This window comes from Rhizobium sp. 01N447_2, assembly GCF_056399245.1.
In genome coordinates this window covers 13,870-38,529 of sequence record NZ_JBFTQY010000005.1, presented here as the reverse complement: position 1 = coordinate 38,529, position 24,660 = coordinate 13,870, and the positions used below count along the sequence as shown (strand labels likewise).

Here is a 24,660-nt window from a genome sequence, read left to right as displayed (position 1 = left end):
CGCCTATTCGGGAGGGAGTTATGCGGTACAGCGACGATCATGCGGGTCATGACCACGACGACCATCACCACGACAATCACTACTCCGACATGCAAGCCCGCGTGAAGGCGCTGGAAACGCTGCTGACGGAGAAGGGGCTGATCGATCCGGCGGCGATCGATGCGATCGTCGAGACCTACGAGACGAAGGTGGGACCGAGAAACGGCGCCCATGTCGTCGCCAGAGCCTGGAGCGATGCCGATTTCGCCGACTGGCTGAAGCGCGATGCGACGGCGGCGATATCAAGCCTCGGTTACACCGGCCGGCAGGGCGAGCACATGCGCGCCGTCTTCAACACGGCCGAGACCCATAACCTCGTCGTCTGCACGCTCTGCTCCTGTTATCCGTGGTCGGTGCTCGGCCTGCCGCCGGTCTGGTACAAGGCGCCGGCCTATCGCTCACGCGCCGTCATCAATCCACGCGGCGTGCTGGCCGAATTCGGGCTGACGCTGCCGGAGGACAAGAAGGTCCGCGTCTGGGATTCGACGGCGGAGCTGCGTTATCTCGTCATTCCCGAGCGGCCCGAAGGGACAGAGGGAATGGACGAGCAGACGCTCGCCGACCTCGTCAGCCGCGATGCGATGATCGGCACGGCCGTTGCCCGCAAGCCGGAGAGCGCCACATGAACGGACCGCACGATCTCGGCGGGCAGATGGGCTTCGGTCCTGTCGCGCCGGAAAAGGACGAGCCCTATTTCCATGCCGAATGGGAAAAGCGGGCGCTCGGAATTACCCTTTCCTGCGGCGCTTTCGGCGCATGGACGATCGATGAAAGCCGGCATGCGCGCGAGAATATTCCGCCGGCCGATTACCTCGCCGCCAGCTACTACGAGATCTGGATCCGCGGCATCGACAAGCTGCTCGAACGGCACGGCTTTGCGACGCATGAGGAGCTGCTTTCTGGGCGGAAGCTGCAAGACGGCGCGGTGCCGAAGCGCGTGCTGAAGGCGGACATGGTGCCCGCCGTGCTGGCCAAGGGTGGGCCTTGCGATCGTCCCGTCGAGGCAGCGCCGCTCTTCGTGGTCGGTGAGACGGTGAGGACGAAGAATTTCAATCCGGCGACGCATACGCGCCTGCCGCGTTATGCCAGGGCCAGGACCGGTGTGGTCGAGGCGGTGCAGGGTTCGTTCGTCTTTCCCGACGACAACGCGCATGGCAAGGGCGAGAGCCCGCAATGGCTCTATACGGTCGTTTTCGACGGCGCGGAGATCTGGGGCGAGGATGCCGATCGGACGCTGACCGTGTCGATCGATGCCTGGGAGAGCTATCTTGAGCCTGCATGAAATGTCGCCGCTGACTCAATCGCCCAGCCTGCCGAGGTCATCGGAGGGCGAGCCGGTCTTTCCCGAGCCATGGGCCGCCGAAGCCTTTGCCATGACCGTGCACCTGCATGCAAAGGGCCTGTTCAGCTGGAGCGAATGGGCTGAAACGCTTTCCGCGCAATTGCACAAGCCTGGCCGGGCTGAAGATGGCAGCGACTATTTTGACTGCTGGGTGGCGGCACTCTCCGACCTCATCGTCGACAACGGCATCGCCGATGTGGAAACGATCCTGGCACTGCAACAGAGTTGGCAGCGGGCGGCGGAAGCGACACCGCACGGACGGCCGATCGAGCTCGGCAACGATCCCTCGCGCGGATCCTCATGACGGGAATTGCTTGTAGCACTCCTCGGCTACCTCCCGCAGTGTCTCGCGGGAGATTTCGCCGGTGACGGCGTAGCCGAGTTCGTCGTCGATCCAGTAGAAGGTCTCGAGATTGTCGGATGAGGCGAAGCGGAAACTCGTCGTGCGATTTTCCGTGTTGCGGCCGACCAGGACGGTCAGTCGCTCGCCGGCCTGGTTTTCATACATGAACATGGCGCCCGGCCTGCCATCGACCGGCAGCAAGCGGCCGCCGACCAGCTTGAAGCCGAGCGACTGCAGGTTCGGGATCTTGAGATTCTCTATCGCCAGGCGTTTGCCGAGCCAGGTGGCCAGATGGGCCTCCTCGTTGGCGAAGACTTCGACGGGGTGGCGAACCTCGGCGGCATAGACCATGAAGGCGGTCTCAGCCTGTTTGGGCAGGGTTTCGGAGCCGGCAAGCTGCAGCTCCGGTTTTTCCAGAAGGGCCGGACCATAATGGCCGCTGACGGCGCCGAGCGCGAAGACGAGGAGGGCGGCTGCGGCGATCGCCGCACGTTTCCGCCCGGAAGAGATGCCGCGCGGCGGCGAAACCAGGAGAGCGTCGGTTTCCTTTGTTTTTTCATAGCCTGCAAACAGCGATCGGATGCCTGTATTCTGCGCCTGCCATTCGGCGACCATCGCCGCCTCGTCGGGATTGTCTGCCAGGAAGGCATCGATGCGGGCGCGTGCCGTTTCCGGCAGTTGGCCGTCGGCATAGGCGTGAAGGTCGGCTTCGGTTACGCTCGGGTTGGTGTCGTTCATTTCGGTCTCCGAAGCGTAATGATATTGTCGGCTTTCAGCCGCTCGGCGACACGCTGGCGGGCGCGTGACAGGCGGGACATGACGGTGCCGATGGGGATATCGAGCGCGGCTGCGACCTCACTGTAGGTGTATCCCTCAATAACGACAAGCATCAGCACGGCGCGGTATTCCTCCGAAAGGCTGTTCAGCGCATCGTCCAGCCGCGCGCGCTCCTGCGGATCGGCCGGCACTTCAGGCGCGGCCAGGTCAACTGCGGCGTCGAGTTCGACGAGGCTGTCGCGCGCCTTGCCGCGCCGGCCGTTGCGATAGAGATTGGTCATGATGGTCAGGACCCAGCCGCGCAGGTTGAGGCCACGCCACTGGCTGCGGCGCGTGAGAACCTTCTCGACGCAATCCTGGAGCAGATCCTCGCCATCGGCATCCGAGCGCGTCAGGCTGCGCGAATAGCGCCTGAGCGAGGGCAGGAGGGCCAGGATCTGGCCCTCGAAAGTTTCGGGTGCGGGTGTTTTCACGCCGGCAACTCGCTTGTGATCGGGATCTTGGCGATCAAGGCTTGGCGAGATCCCAGTTGCCGCCGACGCCATCGCCGGTGATGTCGCCCATCTTCTTGTCCTTGACCCAGAAATAGAGCGGCATGCCGTCCTTGGCCCATTGCTTCATGCCATCCTTGCGCTCGACGATCGAATATGCACCATCGGCCTTGGCATCGCCAGCAGCCATCAGCGGAGGCCAGTTCTTGGCGCAATCGCCGTTGCAATTGGAAACGCCCTTCACGTCCTTCTTGAAGGTGTAGAGCGTCATGCCGTTTTCGCCGGCAAGCACCTTGCCCTTTTCGGATTCGACTGTTTTGACAGGAGGGGCGGCGAAAGCAGCGGTCGCGGCAAAGGCGGCAGCCGCCACGACGGACAGGAATTTCACGGATTTCATGGTGTCTCTCCTCAGATTGGGCACGCAGTCTTGCGATACCTGACATGAGACACGAGGCGAGGCGGTTTTATTCCATGGGTGGGAAAAGTTTTTAAGACGAGTGAGGCGGATGGAAGCCCGCCGCACCTGATGCCATGCCGCAGATCAATGTGGCCGGTGTTGCCGCTATTCTCCCGTGGTGGACACTGCCGCCATGTCGACCCAGACCGCCTCGAACATATGGCCATCGGGATCCTCGAAGGCGCGGTTGTAGAGCCAGCCCATGTCGGTTGGGGCGCGCGGATCGGCCTTGCCGCCGGCGGTTGCTGCCGCTTCGACGATGGCGTCCACCGTTTCGCGGCTGTCCTGTGCCAGGGCTAACAGGACCTCGCTGGTCTTCTGCGCTTCGGCAACCGGCTTCGGCGTGAAGGTCGCGAAAAAATCGCGCGTCAGCAAGTGGAAGATGATGGCGTCGGACCACACCATGTTCGACGCCTGATGGTCGCTGAACTGTTCGTTCTTCGTGCATCCGATCGCTTCGTAGAAGCGGGTCGCAGCAGCAATGTCTTTCACCGGCAGGTTCACAAAGATCATCTTGGGCATTGCAGTTTCCTCCTCTTCGGTTGTTTTCCAGGGGACAGTCTCGCCTCACAAGAACTCTTGCACGATCGTGTCACTGGCATGAATGCAGACGATTTCGAGCCGTCCCATGCCGACATTCTCGAAACGATGCGGAACGTTGGCGGCCACGACGACGATATCGCCCGGAAAGGCGCGAGCCGTGGTCTCACCCACGGTGAATTCGGCCTCGCCTTTCCTGACCGCCCAAGTCTCTGAATAGGGGTGGACATGCAGGCCCGGCCCCTGACCCGGTTCATTGTCAACAATGAAGAGCGAGATCTCGCCGCCGTAGTCGCGGCCCTCGAAGCGGACCGTCCGGCTCTGATCGGGTTGTGGCTCCTGGTGGCGAACTATCCTGAACATCACGTGCCTCCCGCTCGTGCCGTTTGCGAATGCAAAGTATCTTCGTGAGAAGATATATTCTTAAAAGTATCTTCCTGTCAAGATATCTTCCTTGACTCGAATGGAAGGTGTATGTCTCGGCTGTGGTGGCATATGAGGCAGAGAATGATGAATGGGACTGAAGGGGACCGCGACCGCCCCAGGGACGGTGACCGCTCCGGGGATGACCATGTCGACCGGCTGCGCCGGCAATGGGCGGTGGAACTGCCCGACCTCGATACGGAGCCGATGGCGATCCTGGGGCGGGCCTTCCGGCTGTCGAACCTGGTGCGCCCCAGCATCGAGGCGACATTTGCCGATTTTGGCCTCGACCGCGGCGAATTCGACGTGATCGCAACGCTTCGCCGTTCCGGAGCGCCTTACCGGCTGACCCCGACGGAGATGTATTCGGCGCTGATGATCTCCTCGGGAGGCCTGACCCACAGGCTTGACCGGCTGGAGAAGGCGGGACTGATCCGCCGGGAGAAATCACCACGCGATGGGCGCAGCGTGCTGGTGGCATTGAGCGAGGCGGGTGCGGCACTCGCCGAAAAGGCCTTCCGCACCGACATGGCGAGCGAAGCTTCGTTTCTGCAGGCTCTTGACGGAAACGAGCGCGAGGCGCTCGCAGCGCTGCTGCGCAAGCTGATCGCCGGAATTGAAAGTGAGCAGGCGCGGGGGGAGGACGAGAACGCGGGCTGAGGGGAGATCGGAGTCCGCATCGCCGTTCAGCTCGTTTACATCGAGTCGGTTTTCGGATATGATATATCCTTAATTCCACCGGCAGAGCCAGCCATCACACGAGTTGCTGAATGATCCTGAAAAGCCAGGTCGAGTGGGCGCTTCACTGCTGCGCCATTCTCGCGGGCCTGCCAAAGGGCAGGTATCTTTCCACCAAGGCGCTCGCGGAGCTTCATGGTCTGCCGAAGGAATATCTCTCCAAAGCACTGCAGAGCCTTTCGCAGGCATCGCTTGTCGAGACCACGCTCGGCCCGAGTGGCGGTTACAGGCTTGCCAAGCCCCCCTCGGACATCAATTTTCTCGAGATCGTGGAGGCGGTCGAAGGGAAGGCCCGCAGCTTCACCTGTACGAACATCCGGGCGAACAATCCCTGCCGACCGGAAGGATATTGCGACAGCAAGCCATGCGCGGTCGCGCGCATCATGTGGGAGGCCGACGAGGCCTGGCGGGATACGCTAAGGCGCGTCCGGCTTTCCGATCTGGTCGGCACCTTGTCCGAGGAAGTGCCGGCCGACATTTGGCGGAGCACGTTCGAATGGGTGCTCAAGCGCGCCGGCTGAGCGGGGGGTGCCGATCTCTACGCCTTGAAGATGGTCCTGATGGTCTTCAGGATGGCATGTGCACTGCGGGCATGTTCCGGGGGCAAAGAGGTGCCGTTGCGGAAACGCTCGGCGCGGCTGGCGAGGTGGTCGGCGATTTCTTCCGCCAGCGCGGGGCGTTCGCTTAGCAGCGGCGCGAAGGCCTCTTGATCGATCTCATACGCGGTCACGGGGGTCAGAGCCTCCAGGGTGCAGACTTCCCGCAGGCCGGCGAGTAGTCCGGTCTCTCCAAAAAAATCGCCCGGCGCGAGCCGTCCGCGTTCCTCATCTCCGTGCCGCGCCGCGACGATACCTGCCCGCACCATCATCAGCGACGGGAGCATCTCGCCCTCCCGCACGATGACATCGCCCTTGCGGAATTCCCGCACAGCCGTGGTCTCGGCGAGTTTCTGCTTTTCATCTGATGTCAGCGTCGCAAAGATTGGAATGGCCTCGATCAGTTCGAGCGGCGTCACACGGGGCGGCCGTGCGCTTTCTTCGGTCGGCAGATCGCCCGTCAGGATTGAGGCCGCCGCCGGAACAGCCAAAAGCAGGCCGGCTGATTTGCAGTGACGATAGACGAGATCGAGTACCTCGTTTCGTGCCGTCACCCGTTGGCTCGGGCTCGTCACCCGGAACTGCAACTCGAGCTCCAGCGCCGTGGCATCCAGCCCCTTCAGTGCCACGACCGGCGGCGGCTCGCGCACGATCGAATTGCAGCTCGMAAGCGCCGTTGCCATGACGTTCCGGACCGATGCCGGCATCCGCGTCGGGGCGATGCGGATGGTGAGGACCAGGAGATGGGTCTCGTCAGGCCGGCTTACATTCGTCAGGCCGAGCTTTGCCAGAAAACTGTTCGGCAGAACGACGACATTGTTTGCGCTGGTCAGAATGTGTGTCGCGCGCCAGTTGCTTTCGACGACGCGYCCCTCCGTGCCGTCGCTGAGAAGGATCCAGTCGCCGATGATGTATGGGCGGCCGAGTGTCAGCGCGATGCCGGAGAAGACGTCGGCCAGCGTATTCTGGAGCGCCAAACCGAGAATGATGGCGACCACGCCCGAGGTCGCGACGAGGGTGCCGATCGGCACACCGAAGACGAAGGCCATAACCGATAGGGCCATGCCGATATAGACGACCCCGATGACGAGATCCTGGAGCAGTCGGGCTTCTCGCGGACTACCCTCCAGTACCAGATACAGCCTGATGAAACCGATGACGGCCCATGCCAGATGGATCCACCAGAGCGATTTCGCGACGATGACGAGCAGGGCCTGCGGGTCCTCGGACTCATATCCTTGAAACCGGTGGGGTTCGATGCCGCTGATGACGAGGATCAACGTCATCACCGCAAAGAAGAGGATTTGCACCACCAGTCGCGTCGTCGGCCGTTGGCGGGAGAGAAGATGCCAAACGATGATCCCGGCGAATCCAACTGTAATGAGGGATATCAGAGGCTTGCCGAAGAGCACGTCGTCAATCATCACTCTGTCTCCGGGATAGGGCGGGCCGCACATGATTCAGCATCTCGGCCGCCCGCGCAAGCTCGGGGCTTGCGCGGGCGGTATAGGCGGATCATCACTTCTTGAGCGGATAGGTCAGCTCTTTCTGCTTGGTATCGACGACGAAGACGGCGAGCAGGCGGGCGGGCTTCGTCTCGCTACCGTTGGCGCTGACACCATGGCGGTCACCCGGCATTTCGGAGAAGCTCTCTCCGGCATGATAGACCTTGACGGGGCCGTCATTGACCTGGCTGCGGATCGCTCCTTCGAGCACGGTGGCGTAGATGAAGGCCGTATCGGGATGGGTGTGGCCGTCGGAGAAGCCGCCTGGGCCGTACTCGACCAGCACGCCCTTGATGCTCTTGCCCGGTACGTTCGGAAGTTCGTGTTCATAGACGAGCGTCACCTTGGCAGCTTTGCTGCTCTCATCGGCGCTGGCGCCCGTGGCAGCCAGAAGGGCGAGCGCAGCGGCGAGGAATGATGTTCGGATCATCGGAATCTCCATGGTTGCAGGGTTTGGGCAGGACGCGCCCGAGTGGCCGCGTCCTCAGGGCAAGTCGCATCACTTCGGCTGGGCGGACTTGGCGAACCACTGCTCGAAGGTGATCGAGCCGAGCCGCGGGTTATTGTCCGAAACAAGCGACTGGTCGTTGAGTCTCGCGCCGAAATATTTCGCCTCGGCATCGGCCTCGACGGTGCGCGGATCTTTCATGGCCTTCAAATACCGGGCGACGAGTTCGCTGAGGCGCGCCCGTTCCGGACCTGATATCTCGATCGTCGCATTAGCGGGCGGTGCGAGAGCCACATCCGCCATGACATCGGCGACGTCGTCGGAAACGATCGGCTGCAGATAGGCCGGCGACAGGCGGACCGTCTGGCCGACCGTCCCCGATTGGGCGATGCCGCCGAGGAATTCCATGAATTGAGTCGAGTGAACGATGGTGTAGGGAACGCCGGATTGCTTGATCAGCTTTTCCTGGGCGAGCTTGCCGCGAAAATAGCCGCTTTCCTGCAGACGCTCGGTGCCGACCACCGAAAGGGCGATATGATGCTTCACGCCGGCCACTTTTTCGGCAGCGAGAAGATTGCGGCCCGAGGTCTCGAAGAATTCGAGCACGGCCTTGTCCTCGAAGGACGGAGAATTGGCGAGGTCGAGCACGACTTCGGCGCCCGAGAGCGCCTCCGCCAATCCTTCTCCGGTGATCGTGTTGACGCCGGAGTTCGGCGAGGCGGCGATCACTTCGTGGCCGTACTTGCGCAGGCGTTCGACAGTCTTCGAACCGATGAGGCCGGTTCCGCCGATGACAACGATTTTCATAACAGATCTCCGTTTACTGCCGCGGTGCGGCAGCGTCAAAGGTGAATCTTCTCAATGAATTGCGCGGTTTAGTTCAGGCCGGCCTTGTCGAGGCCATAAGCCTTGTCGGCCGCGCCGGGTACGGTCTTGAAGCCGACATTGACGCGGTTCCAGGCATTGATCGCCATGACGACGAAAGTCAGGTCCGAGATTTCCTTCTCGGAAAGCTGGCCGCGAACCCGTTCGTAAATCTCATCGGGAATGCCGCCTTCCGGCAACTTCGTCAGAGCTTCCGTCCAGGCAAGCGCTGCGCGCTCGCGGGGGATGAACAGGGTCGATTCCCGCCAGATGGCGACGTGATAAAGCCGGAGTTCGGTTTCGCCGAGGATCTTGGCCTGCTTCACATGCATGTCGAGGCAAAAGCCGCATCCATTGATCTGCGAAGCGCGGATCTCGACGAGGGCCTGCAGCTTCTCGTCGATCACGCTGCTCTTCAGCGCCATGCTGAATTCCATGAATTTCTTGAAAAGCTCGGGTGACTGCTGGGCGTAGTTCAGTCGCTGGGTCATGTAACTTCTCCTCTAATTAAGGATATCAAATATCCTTATGGATAAAAGATATCCTTAATTGCTAGACTGTAAAGCCATTCTCGCTTAGTCTGGCTGCATAAGGCCTATGCGCAAAAGTATGAGGGGGCGGGGATGGATATCGTATCGGCATTGCGGACGTTTCGGCGCGTCGTGGAGACGGGTTCGTTCTCGGCGGCGGCGCACGATCTCGACGTGACGCAGCCGGCGGTCTCGCGACAGGTCGCCGCCCTCGAAGGCCATTTCAACACCCGCCTCCTGCATCGCACGACGAGCGGCCTATCGCTGACGGCAGAGGGGGAGCGGATGCTGCCGATGGCGCTGCGGATTCTCGAAGCGGTTGAGGAGCTTGGCGATGCGGCCGGATCGGACGGAGCCATGGCCTCGGGAAAGGTCAGGCTCAGCGTTCCAGCACCACTCGGCCTCTGTCTCAGCGAGCGGCTCGGCGATCTTCTCGCCGCCCATCCAAAGCTCTCCGTCGAACTCATTTTCAGGGAGCAGGGCTCGGATATGATCGAGGAGCGCCTGGATCTCGAAGTGCGCTTGGGCCAGGTTGCCGACAGCAGCCTCGTCTGCCGGCGGATCGGCTGGACGACCGCCTTCCTCGTTGCATCTCCCACTTATCTCGCGCGCAGGGCGGCTCCCCGCGCACCGAAGGAGATCAAGGACCATGAATGCCTGTGCTACAACAGGGCAGGTGAGGCCAATACCTGGTCCTTCTCGAACGGTTCGGAAGACATATCGGTCCGGATCTCACCGCGGCTGACCGCCTGCAATGCCGTCGCCATTCACCGGGCAGCCCTTGCTGGAGCGGGTCTTGCGGTGCTTTCGCACATCATCGCCATGCCCGATATCGCCGCCGGCCGGCTGGTCCCGGTGATGAAGGATTTCCAGCCGAGCCGGCTGCCGGTTACCGTCGTCTATCCCTCGCGGCGCAACATGCCGCTGCGCGTCAAGACGGTTCTGGATTTTCTCATCGACGCTATTGGGCAGGACCCGTCGATGTGCGCGAGCGGCGCGGACCCGCAGTGGAACTGATGATCGACTGGCCGGGCGATTTGCCGTTTTCCGCCTTGCCTAAATCCCGCGAATCCTGCCAAGTCCTGCGATCATGCAATTTGCGCCGCAACAAGACGAAGCCCTGAAGGCTGTTTCGAAATGGCTGAAGGAAGGGCGCTCGCCACTCTTTCGCCTGTTCGGCTATGCCGGGACAGGGAAGACGACGCTTGCCAAGCATTTCGCCGAAAATGTCGATGGCGACGTGTTGTTTGCCGCCTTCACCGGCAAGGCGGCGCAGGTGCTGCGCTCGCGCGGCGCCTCCAACGCCCGGACGATCCATTCGCTGATCTACCGGCCGCGCGGTGAGGAGGCGGTGGAAGACGAGGAAACAGGCAAGACGTCGATTGCGCCGATGTTTTCGATCAACCGGCAAAGCCCGGTCGCGAAAGCGGCGCTGATCATCGTCGACGAATGCTCGATGGTCGACGAAGCACTCGGCAAGGATCTGATGAGCTTCGGCACGCCGATCCTGGTGCTCGGTGATCCAGGCCAGCTGCCGCCGGTGACAGGTGGCGGCTACTTCACCAATCAGGAGCCGGACTACCTGCTCACCGATATCCACCGCCAGGCGCGCGACAATCCGATCATCAAGCTCGCCATGCAGGTGCGCGAAGGCAATGAGGTGATGTACGGCGACTACGGCACGGCCAAGGTGATCTCGAAGAACGAGGTGACGCAGCAACTGGTCCTCGACGCCGATCAGGTGCTCGTCGGCACCAATAGGACGCGTCGGCGCTACAATCAGCGCCTGCGCGAGCTGAAAGGCTTCAATGCCGATTATCCCCAGACCGGCGACAAGCTAGTCTGCCTGCGGAACGATCCGGCCAAGGGCCTGCTCAACGGTTCGCTCTGGCAGGTGATGACCTCATCCAAGGAAACGACGAAGCCCGGCATCAATCTGCTCGTCCGCCCCGAAGACGATGACATGGACCGGGGAGCTGCCAAGATCAAGCTGCTGAAACAGGCGTTCGAGGATGTCGAAGGTGAGATCCCCTGGAACACCCGCAAGCGCTATGACGAGTTCGACTACGGCTATGCGCTTACCGTTCACAAGGCGCAGGGTTCGCAATGGAATGATGTCGTGCTCTTCGACGAGAGCTGGGCGTTTCGCGATACCCGGGAACGCTGGCTTTACACTGCGATCACGCGCGCGGCGGAGACGCTGACGATCGTCCGCTGACCCGATCACATCCGGGATCTCGATCACACTCGTGATCCCGGTCGCACCCGCGACCAGATCGCATCTGCTGATCGGGCAGAAGAAAGAGGAGACGGTGGCGGCCGTCGGGGGCGTGATTCAGGCCTGCACGATGCCGAGCAGAACTGCCTTGGCGATGGCCTGGAAGCGGTTGTTGGCGCGGAATTTCAGGATGATTCCGGCCTCCAGGTCACGGGTTTCGTCATGTTTCAGGTCGAGCGCCCGGGCGATGCGCTGGGTGGAATAACCCTCCGCCATCAGTTCCAGGCAACGCCGCTCCTGCGGGGTCAGGCTTGCGCTGTCCTGATTGTCGTTCAGCGGCGGCTCCTCGATGCTGCCGTCGTAATCCAGGAGGTCGCCGACCTGCTGGAGCTGGCGGTGCAGCGTCGACATCTCGGCCGTCAGTTCGCGCTTGCGCACCTGCAGGGCCTCGCGGAAGATCGTCTCGGCCGCTTCCTGCGAATCAGCGTTGCGGAGTTCGTCCATCAGTTCCTGGATGACGGCGATTGGCATGCCTGTATCGCGGCAGACCGTGATCACGGCCATGCGCATCACGTCATCCTGTCCGTAGACCCGCATCAGACCGATGCGGTTGGCTGAAATCAACCCTTTCTCTTCATAGAAATGCAGTGTCCTGTGTGTGACGCCGAATGCGTTTGCCATGTCGGCAATGGGCACCGGACCGTCCGGTAGATCCGGCGGTAGCGCGGCCGAAGGCAGGAACCGATATTTCGATCGGGCCTCCGAAGCGATACCGGCGGTGGCAAACAGGCGTTTGGAACCGTCTGGCATGAACCCTCCTGGGGCATGTTGTTGCACCTCATGCGGTTTTGCCAGTTGCTTCCCATGCGCGGCGAGTGGGGTTTCCTCTAGGCGTTCTTCTCAGTGGGAAAGAAGCAGTACGCGGCGTACTCTACGCGATACGATGTCCACGTTATGCGTGAACGATCTTTTTTATAAGTGCTAAAAATAATCTCTTTTAAATGGGATAGCAACTTTACCGGCATATTTTGCCGGGTTCTTGGGTGTGTTGCACAAAAACATGTGCTGCACTGCGGGATCTCGCGGTCCTCTTCAAAGGTGACGGGATTTACTATCTGCGGTACGCGTGCGGCAAATGCTCAGCGTAATTTCGGTGCCCATCAGCGATTGGCATCGCATCCATTTGTGAATCTCGTTGGCCATCGCGGAGCACTTGGCTTAAAAGCAGGCCTCCCATTTCCGTGACCGATGGATCTCGCCATGCCCGCCAAGCTCTCCGTGAACCTCAACGCCGTCGCCATGCTGCGCAACCGGCGCGACCTGCCCTGGCCGAGCGTCGAAGCGCTCGGGCGTATCGCGCTGAAATCCGGTGCGAGCGGGCTGACGGTGCATCCGCGCCCCGACCAGCGGCACATCCGCTTTTCCGACCTGCCTGTGATCCGCAACCTGATCGACGACGAATTCCCCAAGGCCGAGTTCAATATCGAGGGCTATCCCACAGAGGAATTCTTCGAACTCTGCGCCGGCGCGGCACCCGAGCAGGTGACGCTGGTGCCTGACGATCCCGCCCAGGCGACCTCCGATCACGGCTGGGATTTCCGCAAGCACCAGGCGTTCCTGACCGATGCCGTCGCGCGGCTGAAGACGATGGGATGCCGGGTGTCGCTGTTTGCCGATGGTGACGGGGACGCACAGGCGGTTGAGATCGCCAAGGCGGTCGGCGCCGATCGGATCGAACTCTATACCGGCCCCTATGGCGGTTGCTTCGATGCGCCGGAGCGGGCAGGCCCGATCCTTGAAGCGCTTGGACGGACGGCGGATGCAGCCGTCGCAATCGGCCTTGCCGTCAATGCCGGCCATGATCTGACAGTGGAAAACCTGCCAGCGCTGGTGAAGCGCATTCCCGCTCTTGCCGAGGTTTCGATCGGCCATGGGCTGACCGCCGATGCGCTGGAATACGGCATGGCGGAAACGGTGCGGCGCTTCTGCCGGGCCTGCGGTCAGACGATCTGATCATTGAAGAAAGCCCGCCCCTGATGTGCAAGGCGAGCTTTCCAGGCGGCCTTATCCCGCCTCAGGCGGTCAGAGCCGCCTTGTGTTCGACGAAGAAATCCTTCAGCGGCTGCGGCTGTTTGCCGGTCAGCTTGGTGAAGTCTTCGGTGACGATGTCGAACTTGCCGGCGCGGGTGTTGGCGTCGGCCGAAACCAGCATGTCGGCGACGAAACCGGGAAGGCCGGCGCCGCGCATGCCCTGGCCGAGCTGCTCATCATTGACGTCGATCACCTCGAGCGGCTTGTCGGCGACATCGGAAACGATGGCGGCGATCTGCCGGTTGTTCAGCGATTGCGCGCCGGTCAGCGTATAAGTGACGCTCTCCGAGGTGCCGGAGGCAAGGGCTGCGGCGATCGCCAGCGCGCAGTCGTCACGCGAGATCGTCGAGATCTTGCCGTCACCCGTGGCGCTATACCATTTGCCGCCCTGCAGGTTGTGCGGCATGCCGTGCAGGTAATTGTCGTGATACCAGGCGTCGCGAATGATCGTATGGGCGATGCCGCTTGCCTTGATGGCGTTTTCGCTGCCGAGATGATCGGGCGCGAAGGTGACAAGCGAATTGTCCGGCGCCGGCATTGAGGTGTAGGCGATGTGCTTGACGCCAGCCTTGACGGCCGCTGCAACGGCGCCCTTGTGCTGGGCGAGGCGCTTGCCGGGAGTGTCCAGCGCATCGGTGCTGATGATCAGCAGGCGAGCGACGCCGGCGAAAGCCTGCCCCAGGCCTGCCGCGTCATCGAAATCGGCCTTGCGGGTGACGACGCCCTTCTTTTCGAGTTCGGAGAGCTTTTCCGGGCTGCGTGTCGCCGCGACGATGTTGCCGGGGGCAACCTTGTAGGTCTCGATGAGGTGATGGATGACACGCTGGCCGAGCTGCCCCGCAGCGCCGGTGACCAGGATGATTTCGCTCATACGTCGTTTCCTTCCGTGTTGTGCAGGTAGTCTCGAAAAGAGAGTAACACTAGAATAGGAATTGACTAGGCTGTGTAAAGGAGGCAGTTTTTCAGCTCTACGTTACCAAAAGGGAACCAGCAGATGAGTGGTGCGGTCGTCAGTCTGAAGAACAGGGTGCCGGGGGCGCGGCGCGAGATCGATCTCGCCGGCCTCGATTTCGGCAATTGCCCGGTCAGGGACATGATGCAGCAGATCGGCGGCAAATGGTCGACGTTGCTGCTCGAGGTGCTGGCGGATCGGCCTTATCGCTTCGGCGAGCTGCGGCGGATGATCCCCGATATTTCGCAGCGCATGCTGACGCAGACGCTGCGCGACCTGCAGAGGGATGGTTATATCGACCGCGAGGTATTCCCGACCAAGCCGCCGAGCGTCGAATATTCGATGACCGAACTTGGACGTTCGCTCTACCAACCGCTGTCGCAGCTTCTGAATTGGGCGGAAGCGAACCATGATGCCGTTCGCGCCGCCCGTTCGCATTTCGATTCCGTCAGCGGCTAGTGCCGTTGATAAAAGCGAATTCCGCCTTTCTGGAAACGGAAACAGCAATTATTTGGTTGGCCGCATGAACAGAGCGCGGAACAATTCCTCCGATCTTCGCAAACCTTCGTCGCTCAGAACGACAGACTTGGTCTTGCCTGCGGGATTTGCAATCAGACCCTTCTGATGCAAACGGTCCATCACGCCCCAGTCAAAACCCTTCCAGGCGCGGTCTCCGTCATGTAGCGTCAGCCATAACAATGCGAGTACAGCATCGTCGATTTTTTCTTCGTTTATCTCCATGCCAGAATCCCATGTAAAAAGGCGAAAATTCTGCAGCTCTCAAACGGATGCATACGCTGCTTCCTGGATGTGGGCATCCATAAGTTGGCTCTGTCAAGGTTTTAGACGTTCGATCCTGGATTGATGGCGCCTTACTCACCGCGTCCTTCCGTCAGGAACAGCAGAAAGGCCAGCGCCGGGAAGCAGAAGCCGATCCAGGCCGTCATCGTCCAGCCGCCGGTCGCATAGGCCCAGCCGCCGAGTGCTGAGCCCAGCGCACCGCCGGCAAAGAAGGTCGCCATGAACAGGCCGTTGAGCCGGCTGCGGTGTTCCGGGTTTAGCGCATAGATGGCGCGCTGGCCGCAGACGAGATTGGTGGTCACGCCGAAATCGAGGAGGATCGCCGCTGCCGTCAAAAGCAGCAGCGCGGTGAGCGAGCCGTCTACGGCGAAATGGCTGATCAGGAAGGCGGCCATGCCGAGCAGCATGGCAAGCGTCGAGGCGATCTTTGTCATGCCGCGATCGGCAAGCCGGCCGGCGATCGGCGAAGCGACGGCGCCGGCAGCACCTGCGAGGGCGAAGAGGGCAATGCCGTTCTGCGTCAGGCCGAAGGCCGGGCTTGCGAGCAGCAGCGGCGTCGTCGTCCAGAACAGGCTGAAGGCACCGAACATGCCGGCCTGATAGAGCGCCCGGCGCTGCAGCACGCGGGAGGTGAGCGCCAGATGGCCCATAGAAGCGAGCAACTCGCCATAGCGCAGCTTCGTCTTCGGCACGCGAACCGGCAGGTTGATGCGCAAGACGACGGCGAGCACGAGCATGAGCGCTGCGGTGACGTAATAGACCACGTGCCAGGAGGAGGCCTCGGCGACGAAGCTTGCGAAGGGGCGGGCGAGCATGATGCCGCAGAGCAGGCCGCTCATGACGTTGCCGACGACCTGGCCGCGCGTGGCATCCGGCGCCATGTTGGCAGCGAAAGGAACCAGGACCTGAACTGCGACAGATGAAAGACCAATAGAGAGCGAAGCGACGAGGAAGGCCGTGGGCGTCGACGACAGCGCCGCGCCGATGAGCGCAACGGCGGAGACGGCGATCAGCATCAACACCAGACGGCGGTTTTCGGTGAGATCGCCGAGCGGCACGATCAGCAGCAGGCCGAGGCCGTAGCCGATCTGCGTCAACGTGACGATCAGGCCGGTGGCGGCAGGCGTGAAGCCGAGATCGGCACTGATCGGACCGGCCAGCGGCTGGCCATAGTAGAGATTGGCGGCCACCAGCCCGCAGGCGGCGGCGAAAAGGAAGGTTAGCCAGGGGGATAGCGCCCTGGGAATGGCCTTATCCGGCGTGGTGGCTGAAATGCTCATCAGAAACTCCGGTATTCAAAGATTGAAAGGATTGAATGCAAAAATGCTGGCTGCGGCCACCCGATCCTTGACCGAATGCCGGTATTTCTCTCGTCCACGGTGTGGACTGTTCAGGTCACGAGCTTCATCGCGGCCTCGGCCGCGGACTGCATCTCTTCCCTGCTGCGCCCTGTTTTGCCGATGACGCGCAGGCCTTTGGTAAAGCAGAGGAAGGCGAGGGCGGCGGCATCCGGGTCTGCCGTCTTCGGAATGCTGCCGTCTTCCTGGCCGATGCGGATGAGATCGGCCATCAGCTTTTCGTCCGCGGTAAAGGCAGTCACGACGTGGGCAGCGGCTTCCTCGTCAAGCAGGGCGAAGTCGTTGGCGCCGCCGACGACGAGACAGCCTTTGCGGCCGGCCTCGCCATAGGAGAGCTCGGTATAATACATCACCATCTGGAAGACCTTCTCGCGACCGGTCTTCGCAGACGCGATCATCGCTTCCAGACGCCGTCGGCCGAGTTTTCGATAATGGGCGAAAGCAGCAAGAAAGATGCCGCGCTTATCCTTGAATGCCTTGTAGATGCTCCCCGAAGCAAGGCCCATTGCTTCGGTCAACTCGCTGATGGAGGTGGCGTGATAGCCGCGTTCGGAAAAGACGCGGAGCGCCGCATCCAGTGCTGCGTCCATATCGAACTCGCGCGGACGGCCACGGCTGCGGGTCTTTGCTTCTGGTGTGAGATTGGCAACGGTCATTGCGCCTAATTAGGGAATGAACGTTTCCAAATCAAGTGAAATTTCTGCGACGCAGCAAATTCAGAGATCGAGCACCCAGTTCTGGCCGTTCGCTTCGGGGCCGAACATGCGATGTCTCTCCTCGGAGACAAGTCGGAGACCCGCCTTGACGTAGATGGCGCGGGCGGTCTCCAGCATATCGTTGGTCCAGAGCGAAAGCTCGCGGTAGCCCTTCTGTTTTGAGAAGCGGATGCATTCATCGACCAGCAGCTTGCCGAGACCGAGGCCGCGGGCTGATTTGTCGACATAGAGCAGGCGGAGCTTGGCGACGCCGTCGCCGCCATTGGTGACGAGGACCGAACCGACATTGACCCCGCCGCGCTCGGCGATCCAGCAATATTCTTTGACCGGATCGAAATTGGCGAGGAATTTGCCGGCGACCTCGGCGACCAGCGCCTCGAAGCGCAGATCCCAGCCATATTCCTCGGCATAGAAGCGGCCCTGGCTCTGGACAATCCAGCCTATATCGCCGGCCCGGTGAGCGCGGATGATTGCCGGCGCAGGTTTTGCCGCCGGGTCGAGCAGGGCGCGGATCGTGCACATGGCGGAGACGGCCGCCTCCGGCTCGCCGCTCGCCAGGCGGTCGAAACGGGCGGCGATCTGCGCATTGGAGCGCCGGCCGAGTTCCTCGAACGTCCCGCGTCCCTGGTCAGTGACAATGATGACCTGGCTGCGAAGATCGGCCGGATCGGGGCTGGTCTCGATCAACCCCTCGGCGCGGAAACGCTTGAGGATGCGGCTGAGATAGGCCGGGTCGAGCTGCAGGTCGCGGACAAGGGCGGCGGCGGTGACGCCRTCATGCGAGCCGACCTCGAAGAGGATGCGGGCATCCGTCAGCGTGAAGGGGGTGTCGAGATAGGCCTTGTTCAAGAGGCCGAGGAAGTTCGTATAGAACCGGTTGAAATCGCGAGCGGTTTCGAGGAGGGCGATATCGGGCATGGCAAGAATCTCCAGATGGAGATTCTTGCGAGACGAAGTCGGCCAACTCCTCCTTCGTCATGCTCGGGCTGTCCCGAGCATCTGCGTCCCGTCGATACGTGGCAGATCCTCGGCACAAGGCCGAGGATGACGCCGAGGAGAGAACGAGGTGTCAGCAAACTGGCAAAAATCTCCGAACAGAGACTTTGTCGTGCATTTAGTTGACTGGGTCAACTAAATTGTCCGTAGGCCTTCAGGCCGCTTCCTCTTCTGCCTCTTCGTCTGCACCGAGCGCGAAATCGACCGCCGCCCGCGCATGGATCGCGGTGGTGTCGAAGCCCGGCAACGGCAGGTGGTCGGGATCGAGGATCAGACAGATTTCGGTGCAGCCGAGGATGATGCTGTCGGCGCCGTTATTGATGGCGCGTGATATCACCGCCATCAGCTTGTCGCGCGAACTGTCGAGCACCTTGCCGGCGCAGAGCTCGTTGAAGATGATGTCGTGCACGGTGGTGCGGTCGCCGGCATCGGGCACCATGATGTCGAGGCCTAGGCCCTTCATGCGGTCGCCGTAGAAGCCGTGCTCCATCGTGTAGCGGGTGGCAAGCAGCAGCGGGCGCTTGCGGCCGCTCGCATGCAGCGATTTTGCCGTCTCGTCGATGATGTGGATCAGCGGCACGGAGATCTTGTCTGCGACCTTGTCGGCGATCAGGTGCATGGTGTTGGTGCAGATGAGGATGCAGCGGGCGCCGGCGATCTGCAGGCGCAGCGCCACGTCGCCGAGGCGCGAGGCGGCCATATCCCAGTCGCCGGCCTTCTGGAGCGCGACGATCTCTTCGAAATTGACCGAATGCAGGATGAGTTCAGCCGAGGCGAGGCCACCCTTGCGGTCGCGCACCATCTCGTTGACGAGGCGATAATAGACCGCCGAACTTTCGAAACTCATGCCGCCGATCAGTCCGATCATTTCCATTTCTTCAAGCTCCCATGCTTCTCAACTGTCGGGAATGATGCCGCGATTCCGGCGCGACGTGTTTGCGTTGTTTGTCATCTCTGTGAAATACGTGATATTATTTTGCGTGGTTTTACGAGTTTATGCAAAAATTCGGCGAGAGGTTCAGTTTAGACACATGCTTGACGATCGCGATAGGCGCATTCTCGACATGCTGCAGAAGGATGCAGGCATATCCGTGACCGATCTTGCCGAGCGTGTGGCGCTTTCGGTGTCGGCCTGTTCCCGGCGCATCCAGCGGCTGGAGGAGAGCGGCCATATCGCCCGGCGGATCATCGTGCTCGACCGGGAAAAAATGGGCGTACCGACGACGGTCTTCGCACTCATCAAGACGGCGCACCATTCCGACGACTGGACGGAGACCTTCCGCAGGATCATCAGCGACATTCCGGAGATCGTCGAGGCGCACCGGCTKACCGGCAATCACGATTACATCCTGAAGATCGTCCTGCCGCGCGTCGAGCACTACGATGTGATCTACAAGCAGATCGTTCGCCGGCTCGAACTCTTTGATGTCTCCGCGTCGATTTCGATGGAAGAATTGAAACATGGAATGGCGATACCCGTGGGCTATGCCGATTGAGTCGGTTCCACCGACCGGGATGCAGGGGAGGTATGCCGAAACGGCGGTTGCAACCATCGCGGCGAAGGCCACATTGGCTTTGAGCGAAATGGCGCAAAGGGGTAGGTCATGAGCGATCATCATGTCGTCGTTGTCGGCGGCGGTTTCGGTGGACTGCAGCTCGTCAACGGCTTGAAAGGCGCGGGTGTCAGGATCACGCTGGTCGACCGGCGCAATCACCATCTCTTCCAGCCGCTGCTCTATCAGGTGGCGACCACCATTCTGTCCACCTCCGAGATCGCCTGGCCGATCCGTCGTCTCTATGCCGACCGGCCTGACGTGACCGTGCTGCTCGGCGAGGTCACGGGCGTCGACAGCGGCGCCAAGACGGTTTCCCTACGCAACGGCATGACTCTCAGTTATGACACGCTGGTGCTGGCGACCGGGGCGACGCATGCCTATTTCGGCCATGACGAATGGGAGCCGGTGGCGCCGGGCCTGAAGACGCTGGAGGACGCGACGACGATTCGCCGGCGCGTGCTGCTCGCCTTCGAGCGAGCGGAGATGGAGAGCGATCCCGCCGTGCGCGACGCGCTGCTGACCTTCACCATCGTCGGGGCCGGGCCGACCGGCGTCGAGTTGGCCGGCATCATTGCCGAGCTCGCGCATTTCACGCTGCCCAAGGAGTTCCGCAACATCGACACGCGCAAGACCCGCGTCGTGCTGGTCGAGGCCGGCCCGCGGGTGCTGCCGACCTTCGCCGAAGAGCTTTCGGCCTATGCGCAGAAGGCGCTGGAGAAGCTCGGGGTCGAGATCCATCTCGGCAAGCCGGTGACCGAGTGCACCGCCGACGGCGTGAAGATCGGCGAGACCTTCGTTGCCAGCCGGACGATCGTCTGGGCAGCCGGCGTCACCGCCTCGCCGGCGGCGCAGTGGCTGGGTGTTACGGCCGACCGGGCAGGGCGCGTCGTGGTCGAGAAAGATCTCAGCGCGCCGGGGCTGCCCGAGGTCTTCGTCGTCGGCGATACCGCATCGGTCATGCGCGAGGACGGCAAGCCGGTGCCGGGCATTGCGCCCGCCGCCAAGCAGCAGGGCGGATACGTCGCCAAGGTGATCCGCGCCCGCATATCCGGCAAGCCGGCGCCGGCGCCCTTCCGCTACTGGCATCAGGGCAGCTTGGCGACGATCGGCAAGAGTGCTGCGATCATCGATTTCGGCCGGATCAAGCTGAAGGGCTGGCTCGCCTGGTGGATCTGGGGACTTGCCCATATCTACTTCCTGATCGGCACCCGCTCGCGCTTCTCCGTCGCCTGGAGCTGGCTGTGGATCTATCTGAGCGGCCAGCACAGCGCCCGGCTAATCACCCAGCGAGAGACGATGCGGGAGGAGGGGTAACTCTTCTCCCGTCCTTCAGAGGCCAAGCCTCGAAGCAGCGATGTAGCCAAACTTGACATATCTTCGGATCCGCCCTTAGGGTTTGCCCCGCGTCTTCCGAAAACCACCAGGGTTACGCATCCAGCCGTAGCTACAGCGAGTAGAGGTTCCAATGCGCCGATTCACTTCTCACGAAAATCACATTCGAAATTCTGAGAAGTTGGTGGTTCATGCGCACTTTGAATCTGGGCATCCTCGCCCATGTGGATGCAGGCAAGACTAGCCTTACCGAAAGACTGCTTTTTGACGCCGGCGTCATCGACAAGCTCGGCAGCGTCGATACCGGCAATACACAGACGGACACTCTCGAACTCGAACGGCAACGTGGCATCACGATCAGAGCCGCGGTGGTGTCGTTCACGATCGGCGACAGGATCGTCAATCTCATCGACACGCCCGGTCACCCGGATTTCATTGCCGAGGTCGAGCGGGTGCTCGGATTGCTGGATGCCGCTGTCGTCGTCGTTTCGGCGGTCGAAGGCGTACAGGCCCAGTCGCGGGTGCTGGTGCGGGCGCTGCGGCGGCTTGGCGTTCCCTTCATCTTCTTCGTCAACAAGGTCGATCGTCTCGGTGCGCAATATGAGGACGTGCTGAAGGCTCTTGCCGCCCAATTGCCGGTTCGCCCCATCGCCATGTCGTCCGTCATCGATGCCGGCAGCAGGCTTGCCAGGGTGGAGGCGTTGGCTCCCGGATGCGAGCCACTTTTCACGCCGCTCTGCGAGGCACTGGCTGAGAATGACGAGGCGCTGCTGGACGACTACGTCTTGGCGCCCGATCGCCTGACGGCGGATAGGCTTGGACGCTGCCTGAGCGATCAGGTCGCGAGCGGTCTGGTGCATCCAGTCTTTGCAGGTGCGGCAACGACCGGCGTCGGCGTGCCGGCCCTGACATCGGCCATTGCGACGATATTGCCCGGCCGGCGCCTCGATCCGGATGGGCCGATTGCCGGAAAAATCTTCAAGATCGAACGCGGCTGGGGCGGTGAAAAACTGTCCTATATGTACCTGACGTCAGGCACGGTCCGGCTCCGGCAATATGTGGATTTGGCCAAAGGCCCGGAACGAGTGACCGCGATCGAGGTTTGCGAGGCCGGCCAGGTTCATGGCGCCGCAAGCTTTCGCGCCGGGCAGATCGCGCGCGTAAGCGGCCTTGCCGGCGCCCGTATCGGGGATGCGGTGGGCGGCGACCTGCTCGCGGGCGGGCGGTCGCAGTTTGCCCCGCCCAGCCTCGAAACCCGCGTCCTTGCCCGAAGGCCCTCCGACAAGGCGGCGCTCTGGCTGGCGCTGAATCAGATGGCCGAGCAGGATCCGTTGATCAATCTGCGCCGGAACGATGATGCCGACGACATCTTCGTATCGCTCTATGGCGAGGTGCAGAAGGAGGTCGTCCAATCGACCCTGCTGACGGATTTCGGTCTCGAGGCTGCGTTCGAGGAAAGCACGGTCATCTTAGTGGAGAGGCTTGCGGGAACCGGCGAAGGCCTGCAGATCCTCTTCAAGGAGCCCAATCCATTTCTCGCTACCGTCGGTCTACGCGTCGAACCGCGTAGAGAAGGCGCAGGCAACAGCTTTGCGCTTAATGTGGACGTGGGCCAGATGCCCGCCAGCTTTTACAGGGCAGTCGAAGAAACCGTGTTCGAAACGCTGAAGCAGGGCGTTTTCGGCTGGCAGATCATCGATTGCCACGTCGCTATGACGGCGGCCCGGCACAGTTCGCCCGCAAGCACCGCCGCCGATTTCCGGCAGCTGACGCCTTGGGTGCTCGCAGATGCACTGTCGGCCGCACAAACCGTCCTATGCGAACCGATCGACCGCTTTCATCTCGAAGCGCCCGCGGAGAGCTTGAGCGGCTTGCTGACCCTGCTTGCGAAATCTGCCGCGACGATGACGGATTCCGTGATTGCCGACGGCATGGCCCGGCTGGAAGGCACCATGGCATCCGCGATGATCCAGAGCGTCCAGCAGCAATTGCCGGGCCTGACCAGCGGAGCGGGGACCATGGAAACCTCTTTCGACCATCATGCCCCGATGGCCGGCCCGCCGCGTTCGCGCCAGCGTTCAGGCCCTGATCCGTTCAAACCAGTCGAATATCTGCTGCGGCTGCAGTCCACGAGAGCCTCAGCATGAGGTGCGGAGGCCGAAGGTCGAAGCCTCGAAGCACGGGGCGGGCGCTCCGACGTGGCGGGCAGGAACGGCGTTTGCGGGTGATGCTTCGAGGCTTCGCCCTAAGGGCTACGCGCCTCAGCATGAGGACGGATGGAGGATGCCGTTATCAAATAGGCGGCTCTCGCGAGCCGCCTCTCGTTTTCTCAGGCTGCCAGCGAGGCGATGTCGATGACGAAGCGGTAGCGGACGTCGCTTTTCAGGACGCGTTCATAGGCTTCGTTGACCTGCTGGATGTTGATCTTCTCGATCTCGGAGACGATGTTGTGCTCGCCGCAGAAGTCGAGCATTTCCTGGGTTTCCTTGATCGAGCCGATCATCGAGCCTGATATGCTCTTGCGGCCGGGGATGATCGAGAACGCATGCACGGGGATCGGGTTTTCCGGCGCGCCGACCACCACGAAGGAACCATCCACCTTCAGGAGGCCGAGATAGGCATTCCAGTCGATCTCGGCGCTGACGGTGCAGATGATCAAGTCGAAAGTGCCGGCGAGCTTCGTGAAGGTTTCCGGGTCGTTGGTGGCGTAATATTCCTTGGCGCCGAGCTTCAGCCCATCTTCCTTCTTGGAAAGGCTCTGGGACAGAACGGTGATATCGGCGCCCATGGCGGCGCCGAGCTTGACGCCCATGTGGCCGAGGCCGCCCATGCCGACGATCGCGACCTTCTTGCCGGGGCCGGCATTCCAGTGGCGCAGCGGCGAGTAGAGCGTGATGCCGGCGCAGAGCAGCGGCGCGGAGGCGTCGAGCGGCAGATTGTCCGGAATGGACATGACATAGCCTTCCCTGACGACGATCGAGTCGGAATAGCCGCCCTGGGTCCGTGTCTTGCGGTCGGCTTCGAAGTCATTGTAGGTGCCGGCGAGCCCCGGCATATACTGTTCCCGATCGAGGTCGCGCTCGGCGCAGCCGATGCAGGAATCGACGAAGCAGCCGACGCCGACGCGATCGCCGACCTTGAATTTGGTCACATCAGAACCGACGGCCGAGACGATCCCGGCGATCTCATGGCCTGGCACGATCGGATAAACGGCGTTCTTCCATTCGTTGCGGACAGTGTGGATGTCCGAATGGCAGATGCCGGCAAACTTGATGTCGATAACGACGTCGTCGGGGTTCGGGTTACGGCGTTCGAAGGTGAAAGGGGTCAGCGGCTTGGAAGCGTCGGTCGCGGCGTAGCCTCTTGCAATAGGCATGGGAACCATCCTTTTCGATTGTGGTGGGGGTTGAAAGAGATGGTGGACTATTGCCCGGAACTGCGTCAGAGGGTTAGAGCGATCCTCTCAGCTTTTTGCACGATCCTGCAAAAGTGAGGCGCCGGCCTGTTTGCGAAATGGCCAAGGCACTCTAGATAAGAGCGGTATCGC

At 61.7% G+C, this 24,660-nt stretch carries 29 protein-coding genes; 12 read left to right on the top strand and 17 right to left on the bottom strand.

Going from position 1 to position 24,660, the window contains the following annotated elements; genetic code table 11:
* Positions 1-20: 20 nt before the first annotated feature.
* The 3 genes from nthA to AC1ECN_RS04600 are packed head-to-tail and all read left to right on the top strand — an operon-like array spanning position 21 to position 1,685.
* The gene (gene nthA / locus AC1ECN_RS04610; protein WP_130661922.1) at positions 21-665 is read left to right on the top strand and encodes a nitrile hydratase subunit alpha; all 645 of its coding nucleotides are present in this window, start codon (positions 21-23) and stop codon (positions 663-665) included.
* Positions 662-1,321 carry a nitrile hydratase subunit beta gene (gene nthB / locus AC1ECN_RS04605; RefSeq protein ID WP_003541276.1) on the top strand — a complete coding sequence of 220 codons (660 nt, stop codon included), beginning with the start codon at positions 662-664 and terminating at the stop codon, positions 1,319-1,321. The genes nthA and nthB overlap by 4 nt, the downstream gene beginning before the upstream one ends.
* Positions 1,308-1,685, top strand: a complete 378-nt coding sequence (locus AC1ECN_RS04600; RefSeq protein ID WP_018074205.1) for a nitrile hydratase accessory protein — start codon at positions 1,308-1,310, stop codon at positions 1,683-1,685. The genes nthB and AC1ECN_RS04600 overlap by 14 nt, the downstream gene beginning before the upstream one ends.
* Here the strand turns inward: AC1ECN_RS04600 and AC1ECN_RS04595 are convergent.
* The 5 genes from AC1ECN_RS04595 to AC1ECN_RS04575 all read right to left on the bottom strand — a co-directional run bounded on the left by AC1ECN_RS04595 (position 1,680) and on the right by AC1ECN_RS04575 (position 4,352).
* The gene (locus AC1ECN_RS04595; RefSeq protein WP_130661921.1) at positions 1,680-2,462 is read right to left on the bottom strand and encodes an anti-sigma factor family protein; all 783 of its coding nucleotides are present in this window, start codon (positions 2,460-2,462) and stop codon (positions 1,680-1,682) included. The genes AC1ECN_RS04600 and AC1ECN_RS04595 overlap by 6 nt on opposite strands.
* Positions 2,459-2,974 (bottom strand): RNA polymerase sigma factor, encoded by a 516-nt coding sequence (locus AC1ECN_RS04590; protein ID WP_020397660.1) that lies wholly within the window; start codon positions 2,972-2,974, stop codon positions 2,459-2,461. Before AC1ECN_RS04590 ends, AC1ECN_RS04595 begins: the two co-directional genes overlap by 4 nt.
* 34 nt (positions 2,975-3,008) lie before the next feature.
* The gene (locus AC1ECN_RS04585) at positions 3,009-3,389 is read right to left on the bottom strand and encodes a COG4315 family predicted lipoprotein (RefSeq protein WP_018074207.1); all 381 of its coding nucleotides are present in this window, start codon (positions 3,387-3,389) and stop codon (positions 3,009-3,011) included.
* 165 nt (positions 3,390-3,554) lie between these two features.
* Positions 3,555-3,971, bottom strand: coding sequence for a VOC family protein (locus AC1ECN_RS04580; protein ID WP_003560880.1), 417 nt, complete (start codon positions 3,969-3,971; stop codon positions 3,555-3,557).
* Positions 3,972-4,016: 45 nt separating this feature from the next.
* The gene (locus AC1ECN_RS04575; protein ID WP_130655880.1) at positions 4,017-4,352 is read right to left on the bottom strand and encodes a cupin domain-containing protein; all 336 of its coding nucleotides are present in this window, start codon (positions 4,350-4,352) and stop codon (positions 4,017-4,019) included.
* 144 nt (positions 4,353-4,496) lie between these two features.
* Between AC1ECN_RS04575 and AC1ECN_RS04570 the strand changes: the two genes are divergently transcribed.
* Together AC1ECN_RS04570 and AC1ECN_RS04565 are read left to right on the top strand one after the other, a co-directional pair.
* Positions 4,497-5,072, top strand: coding sequence for a MarR family winged helix-turn-helix transcriptional regulator (locus tag AC1ECN_RS04570; protein WP_032989016.1), 576 nt, complete (start codon positions 4,497-4,499; stop codon positions 5,070-5,072).
* Positions 5,073-5,182: 110 nt separating this feature from the next.
* On the top strand, positions 5,183-5,671 hold the full coding sequence (locus tag AC1ECN_RS04565; RefSeq protein ID WP_018074210.1) for an RrF2 family transcriptional regulator: 489 nt from the start codon (positions 5,183-5,185) through the stop codon (positions 5,669-5,671).
* Positions 5,672-5,688: 17 nt separating this feature from the next.
* On the opposite strand, the gene AC1ECN_RS04560 is transcribed toward AC1ECN_RS04565, so the two are convergent.
* The 4 genes from AC1ECN_RS04560 to AC1ECN_RS04545 all read right to left on the bottom strand — a co-directional run bounded on the left by AC1ECN_RS04560 (position 5,689) and on the right by AC1ECN_RS04545 (position 9,054).
* The gene (locus AC1ECN_RS04560; protein WP_477952299.1) at positions 5,689-7,170 is read right to left on the bottom strand and encodes a mechanosensitive ion channel family protein; all 1,482 of its coding nucleotides are present in this window, start codon (positions 7,168-7,170) and stop codon (positions 5,689-5,691) included.
* 94 nt (positions 7,171-7,264) lie between these two features.
* On the bottom strand, positions 7,265-7,681 hold the full coding sequence (locus AC1ECN_RS04555; RefSeq protein WP_018074212.1) for a cupin domain-containing protein: 417 nt from the start codon (positions 7,679-7,681) through the stop codon (positions 7,265-7,267).
* Positions 7,682-7,750: 69 nt separating this feature from the next.
* Positions 7,751-8,506 (bottom strand): SDR family oxidoreductase, encoded by a 756-nt coding sequence (locus AC1ECN_RS04550; RefSeq protein ID WP_130661920.1) that lies wholly within the window; start codon positions 8,504-8,506, stop codon positions 7,751-7,753.
* 68 nt (positions 8,507-8,574) lie between these two features.
* Complete coding sequence (locus AC1ECN_RS04545) at positions 8,575-9,054, bottom strand: carboxymuconolactone decarboxylase family protein (RefSeq protein WP_018074214.1); 480 nt, start codon at positions 9,052-9,054, stop codon at positions 8,575-8,577.
* 132 nt (positions 9,055-9,186) lie between these two features.
* On the opposite strand from AC1ECN_RS04545, the gene AC1ECN_RS04540 reads away from it, so the two are divergent.
* Together AC1ECN_RS04540 and AC1ECN_RS04535 are read left to right on the top strand one after the other, a co-directional pair.
* Complete coding sequence (locus tag AC1ECN_RS04540; RefSeq protein ID WP_477952296.1) at positions 9,187-10,110, top strand: LysR family transcriptional regulator; 924 nt, start codon at positions 9,187-9,189, stop codon at positions 10,108-10,110.
* 73 nt (positions 10,111-10,183) lie between these two features.
* Positions 10,184-11,311 carry an ATP-dependent DNA helicase gene (locus AC1ECN_RS04535; RefSeq protein WP_018074216.1) on the top strand — a complete coding sequence of 376 codons (1,128 nt, stop codon included), beginning with the start codon at positions 10,184-10,186 and terminating at the stop codon, positions 11,309-11,311.
* Positions 11,312-11,428: 117 nt separating this feature from the next.
* Here the strand turns inward: AC1ECN_RS04535 and AC1ECN_RS04530 are convergent, their stop codons facing one another.
* Positions 11,429-12,121 (bottom strand): MerR family transcriptional regulator, encoded by a 693-nt coding sequence (locus AC1ECN_RS04530; RefSeq protein ID WP_018074217.1) that lies wholly within the window; start codon positions 12,119-12,121, stop codon positions 11,429-11,431.
* Between the two features lie 450 nt (positions 12,122-12,571).
* On the opposite strand from AC1ECN_RS04530, the gene AC1ECN_RS04525 reads away from it, so the two are divergent.
* Positions 12,572-13,324 (top strand): pyridoxine 5'-phosphate synthase, encoded by a 753-nt coding sequence (locus AC1ECN_RS04525; protein WP_020397661.1) that lies wholly within the window; start codon positions 12,572-12,574, stop codon positions 13,322-13,324.
* 61 nt (positions 13,325-13,385) lie between these two features.
* On the opposite strand, the gene AC1ECN_RS04520 is transcribed toward AC1ECN_RS04525, so the two are convergent.
* A complete protein-coding gene (locus tag AC1ECN_RS04520; protein ID WP_018074219.1) occupies positions 13,386-14,273 on the bottom strand; it encodes an SDR family oxidoreductase in 888 nt (295 codons plus the stop codon).
* Between the two features lie 123 nt (positions 14,274-14,396).
* Here AC1ECN_RS04520 and AC1ECN_RS04515 point away from each other — a divergent pair, with 123 nt between their 5' ends.
* Positions 14,397-14,813: a winged helix-turn-helix transcriptional regulator gene (locus tag AC1ECN_RS04515; RefSeq protein WP_018074220.1), complete on the top strand. Its 417-nt coding sequence runs from the start codon at positions 14,397-14,399 to the stop codon at positions 14,811-14,813.
* A 48-nt stretch (positions 14,814-14,861) separates the two neighbouring features.
* Here the strand turns inward: AC1ECN_RS04515 and AC1ECN_RS04510 are convergent, their stop codons facing one another.
* From AC1ECN_RS04510 to AC1ECN_RS04490, 5 genes are all read right to left on the bottom strand, one after another.
* On the bottom strand, positions 14,862-15,095 hold the full coding sequence (locus AC1ECN_RS04510) for a DUF6429 family protein (RefSeq protein ID WP_130672870.1): 234 nt from the start codon (positions 15,093-15,095) through the stop codon (positions 14,862-14,864).
* Between the two features lie 131 nt (positions 15,096-15,226).
* Positions 15,227-16,435 carry an MFS transporter gene (locus AC1ECN_RS04505; protein ID WP_018074222.1) on the bottom strand — a complete coding sequence of 403 codons (1,209 nt, stop codon included), beginning with the start codon at positions 16,433-16,435 and terminating at the stop codon, positions 15,227-15,229.
* A gap of 110 nt (positions 16,436-16,545) precedes the next feature.
* Positions 16,546-17,169 (bottom strand): TetR/AcrR family transcriptional regulator, encoded by a 624-nt coding sequence (locus tag AC1ECN_RS04500; protein WP_018074223.1) that lies wholly within the window; start codon positions 17,167-17,169, stop codon positions 16,546-16,548.
* Positions 17,170-17,229: 60 nt separating this feature from the next.
* Complete coding sequence (locus AC1ECN_RS04495) at positions 17,230-18,147, bottom strand: bifunctional helix-turn-helix transcriptional regulator/GNAT family N-acetyltransferase (RefSeq protein WP_024320829.1); 918 nt, start codon at positions 18,145-18,147, stop codon at positions 17,230-17,232.
* A gap of 232 nt (positions 18,148-18,379) precedes the next feature.
* Positions 18,380-19,099: an aspartate/glutamate racemase family protein gene (locus AC1ECN_RS04490; RefSeq protein WP_024320830.1), complete on the bottom strand. Its 720-nt coding sequence runs from the start codon at positions 19,097-19,099 to the stop codon at positions 18,380-18,382.
* Positions 19,100-19,256: 157 nt separating this feature from the next.
* On the opposite strand from AC1ECN_RS04490, the gene AC1ECN_RS04485 reads away from it, so the two are divergent.
* The 3 genes from AC1ECN_RS04485 to AC1ECN_RS04475 all read left to right on the top strand — a co-directional run bounded on the left by AC1ECN_RS04485 (position 19,257) and on the right by AC1ECN_RS04475 (position 23,260).
* Positions 19,257-19,721 carry an Lrp/AsnC family transcriptional regulator gene (locus tag AC1ECN_RS04485; RefSeq protein WP_018074226.1) on the top strand — a complete coding sequence of 155 codons (465 nt, stop codon included), beginning with the start codon at positions 19,257-19,259 and terminating at the stop codon, positions 19,719-19,721.
* 108 nt (positions 19,722-19,829) lie between these two features.
* Complete coding sequence (locus AC1ECN_RS04480; RefSeq protein WP_018074228.1) at positions 19,830-21,095, top strand: NAD(P)/FAD-dependent oxidoreductase; 1,266 nt, start codon at positions 19,830-19,832, stop codon at positions 21,093-21,095.
* 209 nt (positions 21,096-21,304) lie between these two features.
* Positions 21,305-23,260, top strand: coding sequence for an elongation factor G (locus tag AC1ECN_RS04475; RefSeq protein ID WP_130672869.1), 1,956 nt, complete (start codon positions 21,305-21,307; stop codon positions 23,258-23,260).
* A gap of 182 nt (positions 23,261-23,442) precedes the next feature.
* Here AC1ECN_RS04475 and AC1ECN_RS04470 read toward each other — a convergent pair whose 3' ends face one another.
* Positions 23,443-24,489 (bottom strand): NAD(P)-dependent alcohol dehydrogenase, encoded by a 1,047-nt coding sequence (locus tag AC1ECN_RS04470; RefSeq protein WP_011652713.1) that lies wholly within the window; start codon positions 24,487-24,489, stop codon positions 23,443-23,445.
* Positions 24,490-24,660 lie beyond the last annotated feature (171 nt).

Coding starts and splice junctions, on each gene's coding strand:
- AC1ECN_RS04520 (WP_018074219.1), bottom strand. CDS start 14,273: ATGAGCGAAATCATCCTGGTCACCGGCGCTGCGGGGCAGCTCGGCCAG.
- AC1ECN_RS04535 (WP_018074216.1), top strand. CDS start 10,184: ATGCAATTTGCGCCGCAACAAGACGAAGCCCTGAAGGCTGTTTCGAAA.
- AC1ECN_RS04505 (WP_018074222.1), bottom strand. CDS start 16,435: ATGAGCATTTCAGCCACCACGCCGGATAAGGCCATTCCCAGGGCGCTA.
- AC1ECN_RS04540 (WP_477952296.1), top strand. CDS start 9,187: ATGGATATCGTATCGGCATTGCGGACGTTTCGGCGCGTCGTGGAGACG.
- AC1ECN_RS04575 (WP_130655880.1), bottom strand. CDS start 4,352: ATGTTCAGGATAGTTCGCCACCAGGAGCCACAACCCGATCAGAGCCGG.
- AC1ECN_RS04470 (WP_011652713.1), bottom strand. CDS start 24,489: ATGCCTATTGCAAGAGGCTACGCCGCGACCGACGCTTCCAAGCCGCTG.
- nthA (WP_130661922.1), top strand. CDS start 21: ATGCGGTACAGCGACGATCATGCGGGTCATGACCACGACGACCATCAC.
- AC1ECN_RS04580 (WP_003560880.1), bottom strand. CDS start 3,971: ATGCCCAAGATGATCTTTGTGAACCTGCCGGTGAAAGACATTGCTGCT.
- AC1ECN_RS04475 (WP_130672869.1), top strand. CDS start 21,305: ATGCGCACTTTGAATCTGGGCATCCTCGCCCATGTGGATGCAGGCAAG.
- AC1ECN_RS04585 (WP_018074207.1), bottom strand. CDS start 3,389: ATGAAATCCGTGAAATTCCTGTCCGTCGTGGCGGCTGCCGCCTTTGCC.
- AC1ECN_RS04570 (WP_032989016.1), top strand. CDS start 4,497: ATGATGAATGGGACTGAAGGGGACCGCGACCGCCCCAGGGACGGTGAC.
- AC1ECN_RS04565 (WP_018074210.1), top strand. CDS start 5,183: ATGATCCTGAAAAGCCAGGTCGAGTGGGCGCTTCACTGCTGCGCCATT.
- AC1ECN_RS04530 (WP_018074217.1), bottom strand. CDS start 12,121: ATGCCAGACGGTTCCAAACGCCTGTTTGCCACCGCCGGTATCGCTTCG.
- AC1ECN_RS04480 (WP_018074228.1), top strand. CDS start 19,830: ATGAGCGATCATCATGTCGTCGTTGTCGGCGGCGGTTTCGGTGGACTG.
- AC1ECN_RS04525 (WP_020397661.1), top strand. CDS start 12,572: ATGCCCGCCAAGCTCTCCGTGAACCTCAACGCCGTCGCCATGCTGCGC.
- AC1ECN_RS04510 (WP_130672870.1), bottom strand. CDS start 15,095: ATGGAGATAAACGAAGAAAAAATCGACGATGCTGTACTCGCATTGTTA.
- AC1ECN_RS04555 (WP_018074212.1), bottom strand. CDS start 7,681: ATGATCCGAACATCATTCCTCGCCGCTGCGCTCGCCCTTCTGGCTGCC.
- AC1ECN_RS04550 (WP_130661920.1), bottom strand. CDS start 8,506: ATGAAAATCGTTGTCATCGGCGGAACCGGCCTCATCGGTTCGAAGACT.
- AC1ECN_RS04490 (WP_024320830.1), bottom strand. CDS start 19,099: ATGGAAATGATCGGACTGATCGGCGGCATGAGTTTCGAAAGTTCGGCG.
- AC1ECN_RS04500 (WP_018074223.1), bottom strand. CDS start 17,169: ATGACCGTTGCCAATCTCACACCAGAAGCAAAGACCCGCAGCCGTGGC.
- AC1ECN_RS04595 (WP_130661921.1), bottom strand. CDS start 2,462: ATGAACGACACCAACCCGAGCGTAACCGAAGCCGACCTTCACGCCTAT.
- AC1ECN_RS04545 (WP_018074214.1), bottom strand. CDS start 9,054: ATGACCCAGCGACTGAACTACGCCCAGCAGTCACCCGAGCTTTTCAAG.
- nthB (WP_003541276.1), top strand. CDS start 662: ATGAACGGACCGCACGATCTCGGCGGGCAGATGGGCTTCGGTCCTGTC.
- AC1ECN_RS04515 (WP_018074220.1), top strand. CDS start 14,397: ATGAGTGGTGCGGTCGTCAGTCTGAAGAACAGGGTGCCGGGGGCGCGG.